This window comes from Frankia gtarii, assembly GCF_025403375.1.
GTDB classification, from domain to species: domain Bacteria; phylum Actinomycetota; class Actinomycetes; order Frankiales; family Frankiaceae; genus Frankia; species Frankia gtarii.
In genome coordinates this window covers 1-12,777 of record NZ_JAMPTM010000195.1, presented here as the reverse complement: position 1 = coordinate 12,777, position 12,777 = coordinate 1, and the positions used below count along the sequence as shown (strand labels likewise).

At 73.4% G+C, this 12,777-nt stretch carries 11 protein-coding genes; 5 read left to right on the top strand and 6 right to left on the bottom strand.

The genetic code is table 11. The features are described 5' to 3' along the window. The first annotated feature begins 360 nt into the window (after positions 1-360). The gene (locus NBZ83_RS23085; RefSeq protein ID WP_261567665.1) at positions 361-879 is read left to right on the top strand and encodes a flavin reductase family protein; all 519 of its coding nucleotides are present in this window, start codon (positions 361-363) and stop codon (positions 877-879) included. A gap of 466 nt (positions 880-1,345) precedes the next feature. Next, positions 1,346-2,161: a molybdate ABC transporter substrate-binding protein gene (gene modA / locus NBZ83_RS23080; RefSeq protein WP_261567667.1), complete on the top strand. Its 816-nt coding sequence runs from the start codon at positions 1,346-1,348 to the stop codon at positions 2,159-2,161. 172 nt (positions 2,162-2,333) lie between these two features. Here modA and NBZ83_RS23075 read toward each other — a convergent pair whose 3' ends face one another. The 5 genes from NBZ83_RS23075 to NBZ83_RS23055 all read right to left on the bottom strand — a co-directional run bounded on the left by NBZ83_RS23075 (position 2,334) and on the right by NBZ83_RS23055 (position 8,733). Then, positions 2,334-3,182 (bottom strand): SAM-dependent methyltransferase, encoded by an 849-nt coding sequence (locus NBZ83_RS23075; protein ID WP_261567669.1) that lies wholly within the window; start codon positions 3,180-3,182, stop codon positions 2,334-2,336. An 88-nt stretch (positions 3,183-3,270) separates the two neighbouring features. Further along, positions 3,271-4,170: a neutral zinc metallopeptidase gene (locus NBZ83_RS23070; RefSeq protein WP_261575773.1), complete on the bottom strand. Its 900-nt coding sequence runs from the start codon at positions 4,168-4,170 to the stop codon at positions 3,271-3,273. A gap of 428 nt (positions 4,171-4,598) precedes the next feature. After that, a complete protein-coding gene (locus NBZ83_RS23065) occupies positions 4,599-6,692 on the bottom strand; it encodes a DUF7846 domain-containing protein (RefSeq protein ID WP_308203817.1) in 2,094 nt (697 codons plus the stop codon). A gap of 662 nt (positions 6,693-7,354) precedes the next feature. Next, positions 7,355-8,068 carry a hypothetical protein gene (locus tag NBZ83_RS23060; protein ID WP_261567674.1) on the bottom strand — a complete coding sequence of 238 codons (714 nt, stop codon included), beginning with the start codon at positions 8,066-8,068 and terminating at the stop codon, positions 7,355-7,357. Positions 8,069-8,259: 191 nt separating this feature from the next. Next, positions 8,260-8,733 carry an Lrp/AsnC family transcriptional regulator gene (locus tag NBZ83_RS23055; RefSeq protein ID WP_261567676.1) on the bottom strand — a complete coding sequence of 158 codons (474 nt, stop codon included), beginning with the start codon at positions 8,731-8,733 and terminating at the stop codon, positions 8,260-8,262. A 449-nt stretch (positions 8,734-9,182) separates the two neighbouring features. Here NBZ83_RS23055 and NBZ83_RS23050 point away from each other — a divergent pair, with 449 nt between their 5' ends. Beyond that, a complete protein-coding gene (locus tag NBZ83_RS23050) occupies positions 9,183-9,578 on the top strand; it encodes a Zn-ribbon domain-containing OB-fold protein (RefSeq protein ID WP_261567677.1) in 396 nt (131 codons plus the stop codon). 67 nt (positions 9,579-9,645) lie between these two features. Further along, positions 9,646-10,848 carry a thiolase family protein gene (locus NBZ83_RS23045; protein WP_261567679.1) on the top strand — a complete coding sequence of 401 codons (1,203 nt, stop codon included), beginning with the start codon at positions 9,646-9,648 and terminating at the stop codon, positions 10,846-10,848. A gap of 13 nt (positions 10,849-10,861) precedes the next feature. Here the strand turns inward: NBZ83_RS23045 and NBZ83_RS23040 are convergent, their stop codons facing one another. Further along, entirely contained in the window at positions 10,862-11,464 is a 603-nt protein-coding gene (locus NBZ83_RS23040) for a TetR/AcrR family transcriptional regulator (RefSeq protein ID WP_261567681.1), read from the bottom strand. A 184-nt stretch (positions 11,465-11,648) separates the two neighbouring features. On the opposite strand from NBZ83_RS23040, the gene NBZ83_RS23035 reads away from it, so the two are divergent. Continuing rightward, the gene (locus tag NBZ83_RS23035) at positions 11,649-12,590 is read left to right on the top strand and encodes an SDR family NAD(P)-dependent oxidoreductase (protein ID WP_261567683.1); all 942 of its coding nucleotides are present in this window, start codon (positions 11,649-11,651) and stop codon (positions 12,588-12,590) included. Positions 12,591-12,777 lie beyond the last annotated feature (187 nt).

Genomic DNA, 12,777 nt, shown 5'->3' with positions numbered 1-12,777 from the left:
CCCGCCGCCCGTTCCTGCGCCGGTGGCCCTGACCAGCACGTGTCCCCATCCGCCTCCAGCCCTCGCGCCGACGCCGACGCCTCGACACCCGTCCACCTCCGTTGCCACGGTGCGACACACGGTCAACCGACCGGCCTCGCCGCCGGCCTGGGATCCGCGCGGTGCGGCACCCAGCGGCCCGACAGTGTCCGGCAGTGCCCGGCTCGACACAGGCTCCGGCCGCCAGGAGCAGTCCGGCCGGGTCGCCCGGGCAGGCGGCTCCGACCGACCGGCCGGACAGGCCCGGCCGTCGGCGTGGCCCGGCCCGGTCGGTGGCACCGGTCGAACACCATCCGTCCCTCGAACCTCGGGAGCATCCGTATGACCGCCTCGCTTCGCCAGACCCAGGGAGCCCCCAGGGCGCGCGCCGTCGACGGCGACCTGTTCCGGACCGTCTTCCGGGGCCACCCGGCGGGTGTCGCCGTCATCACGACGGACGCCGGCGTGGGACCGGTCGGCTTCACGGCGACGTCGTTGGCGTCGCTGTCCGCCGAACCGCCGATGGTCGTCTTCGCGATCTCGTCGAACGCGTCGGCCTGGCCGCACCTGCAGGCCGCCGAGACGTTCGTGGTCAACCTGCTCTCCTCGGAGCAGGAGGACGTCGCCCGCCGCTTCGCCCGCAGCGGCATCGACCGCTTCGCCGAGCCGACCCGCTGGACCGCGCTGCCCACCGGGGAGCCGCTGCTCGACGGCGGCCGGGCCTGGCTGCGCTGTGCCACCCGCCCGCCGATCGAGGCCGGCGACCACTTCCTCATCGTCGGCCTGGTCCTGGAAGCCGCGACCGACCCCGGCGCAGCCCCGCTGATCTACCACGACCGCACCTTCCACGCCCTGCCCTGAGCTCGCCCGCACCCGAGTCCACGCAGGTCGCCTCGGGCCATCCGGCCGGCCGCAGCGTCTACGGCCCGCACCCCGCGACGGGGTGCGGGCCGTAGCCATGTCCGGGGCCGCCTGACCATCGCCCGGCGCGACGACCCGACCGGGCAGTTGGACCGCAGTTACGGACGGGCCTGAAGCACCCCCACCTGGTCGGAACGTACAAGCGGCACTATCATGCATCCAGTTTCGCATCTGCGGCATCGCCCACCAGCGGCTTCCGCAGGTGCGAGCGGGTGCCGTCGCCGTCGGAGTACTCCGCACGGCTCGGCGTCCGCGGCGACGACGGGGTCGCCACGGGTCGGCTCGGTGACAGTGGGTGACGCTGAGACGCCCGACCGCACAGCCAACAGTGGACGTTCGTATGAGGCGGTCGACCGTGCGCGCTATGGCGTCGGTGACCGGCCGTGGTGCCTAGGGACGGGGATACGTGAGATTTCGCAGGGTGAAGACGGCGCTGGCGGTCGTGGCCAGTGCCGGACTGCTCGCCGCCGGGTGTGGAAGCGACGGAAGCGACGGGGGCACGGCCGCGACGCCGGCGCCGGCCACCACCAGTGCCTCCAGTGGCGTCACAGGCACCGTCACCGTGTTCGCCGCGGCGTCGCTGACCGGGTCGTTCACGACACTGGGCAAGCAGTTCGAGGCCGCCAACCCGGGGTCGACCGTGAAGTTCTCCTTCGCGGGTAGTTCCGCGCTGGCCACGCAGATCACCTCCGGCGCGCCCGCGGACGTGTTCGCCGCGGCGAGCCCGGCCACCATGAAGACCGTCACCGACGCCGGGGAGAACTCCTCGGCGCCGAAGGTCTTCGTGCGCAACCAGCTCGTCATCGCCGTGCCGACGGCCAACCCGAAGGGCATCAAGGACCTGCCCGACCTGGTGAAGCCGGGCGTGAAGGTCGCGTTGTGCGCCGAGGCGGTGCCCTGTGGCGCGGCGGCCAAGAAGGCGCTGGCCGCGGCCGGCACCAACCTGACCCCCGTCACCCTGGAGCAGGACGTCAAGTCCGCCCTGTCGAAGGTCACCCTCGGTGAGGTCGATGCGGCGCTGGTCTACCGCACGGACGTGCAGGCTGCCAAGGACAAGGTGACGGGCATCGAGTTCCCCGAGTCGGCCAAGGCCATCAACGACTACCCGATCGCCACGCTCAAGGGCGGCAAGAACGCCGCCGGCGGCAAGGCGTGGGAGGACTACGTCACCTCCGACAAGGGCGAGGCGGTGCTGACCGCGGCTGGCTTCCAGGCCCCCTGACCCGCGGCCCGACCGGCGCAGGTCGCACCGGTCGGCAGGCGGGACTCGGCCACGGTTTCCCGGGAAGATCATCCCCGGGGGGCCGTGGCCGTCGCCATGTGTGGCCCCGGCCGCGAGTGGCAGGCGGCAGGCGGCAGGCGGCAGGCGGCAGGCGGACCGTGGGCGGCGGCGGTCAGCGGCGGGCGGCGATGAGGAATCCGTCGGCGAACGGGCCGGGCGCGTCACGGCCGGCCGCGGCGGCGAGGTCGGCGCGCAGCTGGGTGTGCAGTACCCGCCAGCCGTGGCGGGACAGCCAGCCGACGGCGGGCTCGTCGAGGCCGCCCTTGAGCAGCCTCGCGAACTCGGCCAGCTCCGGTGTGGCGCGCAGCTCGTCGAGCAGCCACGTGTCGGCGGCCTGGTACTCGAAACCCAGCAGGCTGCCCGGGGCGGACAGCTCCCCGATGGTCGTGAGCAGGCGGGCGGCCTGGTCGGCGTCGAGGTAGGGCAGCAGGCCCTCGACGAGCCAGACGGTGCGCTCCCGGGTGCGCAGGCCGGCGCGGGTCAGCGCGTTCGCCCAGTCGCCGGCGAGGTCGGCGGGGACGGTGATGCGCTTGGTCTGCGCGGTGGCGTGGCGGGCGTCGAGGACCGTCTGCTTGAACGTCACCATCTCCGGCAGGTCGACCTCGAACAGCCGGGTGCTGGCGGGCAGGGACAGCCGGTAGGCGCGGGTGTCCAGGCCGGCGGCGAGCAGGACGAGCTGGCGGTGGCCTTCCCCCGCGGCGCGGATGAGGTAGTCGTCGAAGAAGCGGGTGCGGTGCACGCCGTGGGAGTCCACCACGTCGAGGAAGTGGAGGAACACGGCGGCGGGGCCGGTGACGGCGCCGGTGCCCCCGGCCGCCTCGACGAACGCCTCGGCGTAGGGGTCGTCGAAGAGCCGGTCGTGGCGCGCGCTCTCCCGGGCCCGGACCCACGCCATGCCGACGGCGGTCAGGCCCACCCCGGCGGGAACCTCGATCTGATCGGACGCAGCCCTGAAGGTCATGACTCACCGTAAAGCGATGGGCGCAGCCTGGCCGAACTGATGGTTACCGAGCGTCACTGACACTGGCCTGTGAGGTGGGGACCGGCCGTCAGAACGACACGTCTCCGGTCTCGGACTTGCCGATCCGGTAGCAGGTGGCACTGTCGCGCAGGTAGCCGAAGGCGAATGCCTGGGCGCGCTGGCGGGGCGAGCCGTGGGCGTCGGGGGCGCTGGCGGGCTCCTGGGCGAACCAGCCGCCGCTGGTGTCGCCGAGGCTGTAGAACAGCAGAGCGCCCTGCAGGGCGTCGGTGACGGCGATGCGCCCGGCGTCGTGTGCGGCGGAGGCCTGCCGCCCGGCGAAGCAGTCGGCCTGGTTCTCCTCCGCGCGGGTGACGACCCCCAGGTTCCCGCCGATGCGGTCGCCGCGGTGGGACAGCTCGTGCATGAGGACGAACAGCGGGTAGGTGGGGCCGCCGATCCGGGTCAGCTCGTCGAGGAAGTCGACGCTGTAGGCGACGGTGTCGTCGAGGGTGCAGTACAGAGCGTTGTCGGCGAACTGGCGGGGGTCGTTGACCTGACGGCCGCATTCGTCGTCGGGTACCTCGCCGTCGTGGTAGGGGACGAAGCGCGGCGTGGTCCAGGCGTCGCCGAGCTCGCCGTGCCAGAACGTGTTCAGCGCGCCGGGGCAGCCGACCGGCTCGTTGACGAGCCGTTCGACATCCTGCACGTCGGTGACCTTGCCACCGCAGGATGGGCTCGACGCCGTCGCGGCGACGCTCAGCGCCCCGCCCGCGCCGGCCGGCGAGCCGCGGCCGGCTCCCGCCGACGAGTCGCCGGAGAGGCCCGCGGACGAGTCGCCGGTGGCGCTCACGGGCACCCCGCCGGTGGCGGTGCTCGTGCCGACGCCGCCGGCAGCGTTGAGGGGACCACCGGTCGCGGAGGCGTTGCAGCCGGCCAGGAAGCCGACAGACATGACGATCGCGGCCAAGGCCGCCCAGATGACCCGCACGACGGCAACCGTAGAGGCGATCTATCCCTCCGGTGATTCGTCACCGTCTCCGCGACCGCGATCGAGGGAGGGCTGTCCTTGTCCCGCGGCGCGCGGCGAACCCGGGACCGCCCGGACGCCCGCCGCCCACGCCTCCGCCGCCGCAGCGCCCGCCCCGCTGCGGCGACCCATATAACCGCAGGTAGAGCGACTGCGAACGGGCTCATAACCGCCGGGGGGAGCCCGACGACGGCGGCGGCGGCGATGAGCTCGCGGGAACTCGGGGTGATGACGGTGACCGCGACGAGGGTCGCGCGGCCGAGCGGGCAGTCGCGGCGGTGAGCACTATCACCAGTCGATGGGCCGGTAAGGGGGGTGGTGGCACCGGCCCGATCGGGGGACATCAGGCCGCCGCCCCGGCCCCCGGCACCGGCCCCGCACGGGCCGGATCAGCCCAGGCCGACGGCGACGGCGAGCGTGGGACGGACCGGCGCGGGCAGCCATCCCGCCGCGGCACGGCCGGGCACCGTGCGCCAGCCCAGCCCGGGGGTGAGCAGGGTCAGCGCGCCGGTGGCGGGCCGGCGCGCCAGCGGGATGCGTTCCTCCCAGCGGGCGGGGCCCGCGGCGGTCGGCTGGACGAGCCCGACGACGAGCTCCCCCGGCAGCGTCGCCGCGCCGGCGCCGATCTCGCCGACGCCGGCCGGCTTCCCGGCGGTGACCACGATCGTCGCCTCGATGTGATGCCCGGCGGGGGGCGTCGCCGGGAAGGTCCGGGTGACCGCGCCGAGCCGCACGTAGGCGAACGCGCCCGGCGGGACGCCGGCGGGCAGGCGGGCGGTCAGGTGCACCGTGATCCGCTCGCCGCTGACCTGACGCAGAGCGGTGAAGGACCCGTAGAAGCTGGCGGACGCCGCCGGGTCGGCGATCTCGTCCGGGCGCAGCCGGTACAGCGCCCGCCCCGGCACCCGGTCGGGCAGGGTCGCCGTCGCGGGGCCGAGGTCGGCCGCGTACAGCACGCCGCCGCGCAGGTCCGGCCGGTTGCGCAGCGTCTGGTACGGCACCTGGGTGTACCGGCTGGGCACCTGCGGCGTCACGACGACCACCGCCGGGGCGGGGTAGGTGTCGGGGAGCAGGGCGGCGAGGAAGGCGTTGCGGCCGTTGACCCAGCGCTGCCCGTCGACCTTGCCGGGCAGCGCCGACGCGGTGAGCAGGACCATCGTCACCGCGACCACGCCGGCCGCCACGGGCCGCAGCGCGGCGGCCCGTGGCAGGGCGGCGGCGGCCGACCACAGCCGGCGGGCGCCGTCGGCGGCGAGGATCAGGATCGGCGTCACCGCGGCCAGGTGGTAGTGCGGACCGAGGCCGTCGCGCAGCCCCGGCATCGCGAACGCCGAGCCCCACCAGAACAGGTATCCGCCGGCGACCGCGGCCACCGTCGCCACGAGCAGCAGCCGCTGCGCCCGCCGCCGCGCGCCCACCGCGCCAACGGCGGCGAGCGCGAGCACCACCACGCCGCCGAACAGCCAGCCCGGCGCGGCGGTGCAGGTCTGCTCCAGGGCGCGCAGCGCGAGGTGGCGGGTGAAGACGAACGTCGGCTCGGAGGGCAGGATCCGCCGGGGGCCGAAGCCGAAGCGGTCCAGCGGATCGGACGCGGACAGCGGCATCCGCAGCGCGGAGCCCGTCACCGACCGGCAGAAGACCAGCAGCACGGCGACGAACGGCGCCGCGCCGAGGACCGCCCAGCCGACCCGCGCGGGTATCGCCCGCGGCTCGCGGCGTAACCGCGCCAGTGCGAACACGACCACCGCGGCCAGCACCAGCACCGCGTCGAAGGGGCGCAGCAGCAGCGCGAAGCCCACGCCGGCCCCGCCGCCGAGCAGCGATCGCCGCGCGCCGGTGCGGGCCCCGCGCAGCAGCGCCGCGCTGGCCAGGGTGAGCGTGGCCGCGCCGCAGGCGTAGGCCAGCGGCAGCGCCGTGTGCACGACGACGAGCGGCGATCCGGCCAGCAGGGCCGCGGCCAGCACGGCGCTGGCCGCGTCGTCGAGCAGCTCGCGGGCCAGCCGGTACGTCCCGGCGACCCAGCCGGCGGCGACGAGGGCCGGCGCGACCGTCATGGTGGCGAACACCGCCTGCGAGGCGGCGAGCAGCGCCGGCCAGCCGGGCAGGTACTTGGTGAACAGCCGGCCGTCGTGCTCGCCCGTCAGCCAGGGTCGGAAGAACGGCTCCATCGTCGCCGCGTCCAGGGTCAGGTGCCCGTCGAGCAGCATCCGGGCCTGCAGGACGTAGGCGGCCTCGTCGGCGTCGCCGGAGCCGTCGCGGTACAGCGTCGCCTGCAGGACGAGGCTCGCCGTGAACGAACAGGCGCAGATCACGGCGACGGCGAACGCCGGCCGCGACCAGGCCGCCCGACCCGGCCCGCGGGGCCACCCACCGAGCCGTCCGCCGAGCCGTCCGCCAAGCCGTCCATCAGGGCCCGACCGCCGCCGCGGGCGCACCCGCCGGTCCGCGGCGGGCCGCTCCCCCGGGCTGGGCTGCCTCGGCACCGGGAGCTTCATCGGGCCGGGGTTGTGCGTCGGTGGGGACGAGGCGTCCGCCGACGGCCCGACCGCCGCTCTGCGCGCCCGCGCCCACGGTGGTGAGCCCGCGCCCATCTCCCCCGCCCATCCCGGCCCGGAACCGACCATCCGTCCCGGAACCGCCGATCCGTCCCGTACCGGTCCATGCGGAATCGTCATCAGGGTAGAGCGCCCGTTTTCTGAGAGTTCGCGTGGGGTGTCCACGGAACCACACCGTGTTTCCCGGCGCAGGCCTGACCTGCGGTTTCCGGGCCACGGGGTAGCACGGACGGTTCATCGACCGGACGGGACGAGGATGTCTGTCACTATGGGTGACCTGAATCTGTCGCCGCCCGGGGTGAGGTCGACGACAAGCAGGGAGCCGCTGGGCGACCCGGACGGGGTGTCACTCTGACCGCGCGGGTCCGGCTCTCCTGCCGGTCCTGCGGTGCCCGGGTGCGACAGCCGCCGGGGCGACACCCAGAAACGCGAAACTCGGCCATCGGAGCGGTCGGTGTTGCGGAATCGACAGGAGGAAGCCGGTCCGGTGCGGCACTGCGCGGATCTCGCTTCTTTGGAGGCGGCTTGCGACCAGGACAGGTGATATGGCATATGGAGCGGCAGGGATCGCTGTCTTCGTGATCGCCGGACTACTCTGTCCGGTAGTGGCGCGAGTCGGCTTTCGACACAAAGCCGAACAACGTACCGGCAGCCAGGTCAGGACTTTCGGTGGCGCGTTTCCCGACGTCATAGGCCTGCGTACCGAAGCCTTCGCGGCTGCCATACCTGCAGCGGTCCTCATCCGCCACGACCGATCCGATGTGGATCTTGAAGAACCGACCGTCGACTGTGCACCCGATACTCCACCTGTCTGCCGGGCGCACGCTCCACACCAGCCAGCGGGGCGTCTTCCGGGCCGAGACGATGACGATGCCGGGCCCCTGGCAGCCGGGGTGATCCGCAAAGCCGCCATCTTCGCCGGCCTGGCTTTCCGCTGCCATGGCTCCGCTGGTCGGGCCGCGGGGCTGACCGTGCCCATCGCCTACTTCGTCGTCATCGGCACCGCGGGAGGCCGGCGGGACGGGAGCCATCCGCTCCGGGCATTTCCCGTCGCCGGCACCGATACCCGCACGATCATCGCCGGTCTGGCCCTGCCGACCTTCGGATTCGTCACCTTCTCGAGCCGTAAGCACCAGCCGGCGCGACAGGGCCACACCGGTCGTTGACGTTACGGATGCTGTACGGATGCGTGGATGCTGTACGGATGCGTCGGTCGCGGTCACCAGCGTGCCGAAGAAACTCCGACGGTTCCTGTTCGCAGCCGGTACCAGGGCCGGCGTCACGGTGAAGTACAGCGTCGGCACGGGCCTACAGGCCATCGCGCGGATCGCCGCCGGGTGGCCCGAGCGGTACCGGGTCGCCCGAGCCGTCCCGAAGCGAAGCCCAGGGACGCCCCGGGGACAGGGCCCAGCGGCCGGGTGAGGCATCGCCGGGCCGCCGTCACGAGTCGGCGGACATTCACGGCCGAAGTTGGTCCGCGGCGGTCGGTGTGGCGCTATTCCTCGGGGTCGGCTGCTTCAATCGGCTCGATCGCGGCTGCCCGACGGTGGTCGAACACCAGGCTGGTCTGCACGTCGACGACCTCGGGCCGGGCGGTGAGCTGGTCGATGACCAGGCTGTAGAGCCCGTCGACGTCCGGCACCGCGACGTGCAGGAGGAAATCGAAGGTTCCGGTCGTGGAGAACAGGCTGACCGTTTCGGAGAGGTCGGCCGCCCAGGCGCGGAAAGCCTCGATGACCGTCCGGGAGGGTGGGCGGACCCGCACGGATATCAGGGCCTGCACCGGCCGGCCGATCGCGGCCAGATCGACCTCGGCGCGAAAGCCGTTGATGATGCCACGTTCCACCAGCGAGCGCACCCGCTGCAGGGAGGTCGAGGGCACCACGTGGGTGGCCAGGGCGAGATCCCGGTTGGTCCGCCGGCCATTGTGCTGCAACAGGCGCAACAAGGCCCGGTCGAGCTCGTCCAAGCCGATTCTCCTCGCCATCAGGGCATTGATGACCCGCCCGCGGAGCATTTATTTCGTGGTCGCGACATCGTAGCAACATGTCCAGGTATCGGGTGGGTTGTGGCGAGTGTCTTCCTCCCGCGATCCCGCGACCAGGCAAAACGCGGACGGACGGTTTCTGAGCTCCGCCTGCTCGGCACTTTCGGGCAGCATGTGGCGCGCCGTGCGGCGTCCCGCGGGCAGCTGAAGCGAGACCCAGGACGGACGGCCGGGCGGCCGAGTGATGCGCATGCGCACGGCGGGATGACCTCGTGGCCGCGCGGCCGGGCCGCGAACCGGTTGCCGCTTGTCCGGGGTGGATGGTAAGCCCACAAGGGGTGGCTGGTGGCGGCCGCAACCCTGCCGCGGACCGCCCGCGTCCACCGGTCGGTCGGCCGGGGACGGTTCACGACCCGTGAGGAGCACCGCCCGTGCCGCAGACCGTCCCGTTCGTCGACTATCTGGTCCTCGGTGAACGCCCGCATCTGGTCGCCCACGAATGCACCGCGTGCGGCGCACGTTTCTTCGACCGGCGCAACGCGTGCGCGAACTGTTTCGGCACCTCCTTCACGCAGGTGGACGTCCCCACCGAGGGCGAGGTGCGCGCCTTCACGATCGTCGCTCACGCCGCCCCCGGCGTGCCCGTGCCGTTCGTGTCGGCGACGGTGGACTGCGCCGGCACGAGCGTGCGCGCCAACCTCATCAACGTCGCGCCCACGCCCGAGGCGGTGCGCCTGGGGATGAAGGTCCGCCTCGCGCTCGCCCCGGTCGGCGTCGACCAGGCCGGCACCGAAGCCGTCAGCTTCGGTTTCGAACCCCGTCCCTGACCCCCGTCCCTGAAGTCCGTTCCCGTCCCGCGAACCCGCCCCACATCTTCGGCAGGAAGAGACGACCATGGCCAGCGACGACGTCTGGATTCTCGGCATCAGCATGACGCGGTTCGGCAAGCATCCCGACTCGGATCTGATCGACCTGGCCGCCGAGGCGACCATGAACGCGATCGCGGACGCCGGGATCACGATGCGGGAGATCGGCGTCCTCGCCGCGGGCAACCTGCGCGGCGGCGGCGGGATCGGCCAGGCGTTACAGAAGCAGGTGGGCCAGACCGGCATCCCCGTCTACAACGTGGCCAACGCCTGTGCGACGGGGGCGACCGCGATCCGCGTCGTCCACATGGCGCTGCGCGCCGGGGAGGCGGACTTCGGGCTCGCCGTCGGCGTGGAGAAGCTCGCCGGCGCCGGGCTGCTCGCCGGCGGCGAGCGGGTGGGCGACTCGGCCACCTGGGCGCCGCAGGGCCGGTTCGGCGCGGTCGGCCCGCTCGACGGGCGCATCGGCACCGAGACGATGCCCGGGGTCTTCGCCCAGATCGGCATGGAGTACGGCCACCGCTACGGCGGCACGAGCTTCGAGCTGTTCGCCCGGATCTCGGAGAAGAACCACGCCCACTCGACGCTGAACCCGCTGGCCTCCTACCAGCGCCGGTTCACCCTGGACGAGATCATGAACGATGTCATGATCTCCTACCCGAACACCCGGCCGATGTGCTCGGCGAACTGTGACGGGGCGGCGGCGGCGGTTCTCGTCACCGGCGCCGCGCTGAAGACCCTCGCACCCGAGCAGCGCCGCCGGGCGGTGAAGATCTCCGCCTCGGTGCTGACCACCGACCCGTGGGAGGAGGCCTGCCAGGTGCTGCCCAACGTCAACACACTGACCCGCAACGCCGCGCGACGCGCCTACGACACCGCCGGGGTCGACCCGGAGGACCTCGACCTCGTCGAGCTGCACGACTGCTTCGCCACCGCCGAACTGGTCCACTACGACAACCTGATGCTGTGCCCGGAGGGCGGCGCGGTGGACTTCTTCAACTCGGGCGCGACCTGGCGGGACGGGGCGACGCCGGTGAACGTCTCCGGCGGGCTGGAGTCCAAGGGGCACCCGATCTCCGCGACCGGTATCGCGAACATCTGGGAGGTGGCGACCCATCTGCGCGGCGAGGCCGGCGACCGGCAGATCCCCGGCGCCCGCGTCGGCCTGGCCCACGTGATCGGGCTGGGTTCGGCCTGTGGGGTGCACATCCTCGAACGTGGCGCCGCCTGACCCACCGCGATCGCTACGCCCGGCCTGGTGTGGGCGCCGCGGCGGGGCGGGGGCGCAGGCCGTCCATGAACAAATCCAGCAGGCGCCCTGCCTGCGCGCGCTGGGCGGGTTCGCCGGCGGCGAGGGTGACGCCGGCGAGCCCGGTGAGCACGTCGACCGGATCGACGTCGGCGCGCACGGTCCCGGCGGCGGCACCGGCGCCGAGCAGCGAGGCGACGGCGCCGACCATCCGCTCGCGGCTGTGGGCGAACGGGTCGCCGCCGGAGGCGATGACGGCCCGCAGCGCGTCCGCCATCCCCCGTTTGGCCGTGGTGTAGTCGAGGAAGGCGTCCATCCAGGCGCGCATGGCCGCGTCCGGCGCCACGCGGCCCAGCAGCGCCGGCGCCGCGTCGCACAACCGGCCGAGTTCGGCGCGGTAGACCGCCTCGACGAGCGCCTCGCGGGTCGGGAAGTGCCGGTAGAGGGTGGCGATGCCGACGCCGGCGTCCTTCGCGACGGCCTCCAGTGGCACGCCCGGCCCCGCGGCGGAGAAGGCCCGCAGGGCGGCGCCGAGAACCTGCTCGCGGTTGCGGCGGGCATCGGCCCGCAGCGGCCTGGTCCTGCCCTGTGCCGGCATCGCTCTCCTCCCCGCGGCCAGGATCACCGCGGCCGGGAAGCATCGCCCCACCGGGACTGTTCGAGCGCTAGGGACACCGACGCGCCACGGCCCGGGCGGGTCGTGGCCGCGATCGCCTCGCCACCGCCATCATATCGACCGGGTGCCCGCCCGATTCCGTCGAGCACATAGTGAGGACCTGGCTGTGAGCGCTCTGATCACCACGCCGTTTTCCGCGACCTCGACCGCGGCCGAGGTGCTGGCGGAGGTCGACCTGTCCGGCCGGCGGGCCGTCGTGACCGGCGCCTCCTCGGGCATCGGCGTCGAGACGGCGCGGGCACTGGCCACGGCGGGCGCGCAGGTCACAATCACGGTCCGTGACCTCGACGCTGGTGCCCGGGTGGCCGCCGATCTCACCGCGTCCACCGGCAACGACCACGTCACCGTCGCTCCGCTGGACCTCGCGCAGCCCGCCTCCGTCGCCGCGTTCGTCAACGGCTGGCAGGGTCCGCTGCACATCCTCGTCAACAACGCCGGGGTGATGGCCTCGCCGGAGACCCGCACACCGCAGGGCTGGGAGCTGCAGTTCGCCACCAATCATCTCGGGCACTTCGCGCTGGCGACGGGCCTGCGGCCGGCGCTGGCCGCGGCCGGCGGTGCGCGGGTGGTGTCGGTGAGCTCCAGTGCGCACCTGCGCTCCGACGTCGTGTTCGACGACATCCACTTCCTCGAGCGGCCGTACGAGCCGTGGTCGGCCTACGGGCAGTCGAAGACGGCCAACGTGCTGTTCGCCGTCGAGGCGACCCGGCGGTGGGCGGACGACGGCATCGCCGTCAACGCGCTCATGCCCGGCGGCATCCGCACCAGGCTGCAGCGCCACGTCACCGACGCCGAACTCGACCGGCTGCGGGCCCAGAGCGGCGGCGGCGGGGGGATCTCCTGGAAGACACCCGAGCAGGGGGCGTCGACGTCGGTGCTGCTCGCCGCGTCGCCGGTGGTCGCCGGGGTCAGCGGCCGGTACTTCGAGGACTGCAACGAGGCCGGGCCGAACCAGCCGGGCAGCCGCACCGGGGTGGCGGACTACGCCCTCGACCCGCGCTCGGCCGCCCGGCTGTGGGACGTCAGCCTCGCCACCCTGGCCGGCTGACCGGCGCCGAGCTGCCCACGGGCGGCATCCGGCCGGGCGGCGTACGGTATCACGGCGTTCGGTATCACGGCGTTCGGTCGGGTGGCGGTTTCAGGGTGCGATCGGTGGGGGTGGCGTCGCCGGGGGCGAGGTGGACGAGTTCGCTCCCCCGGGTGCGCGAGGTGGGCTCGGCGAGCCGGTTGGGGCG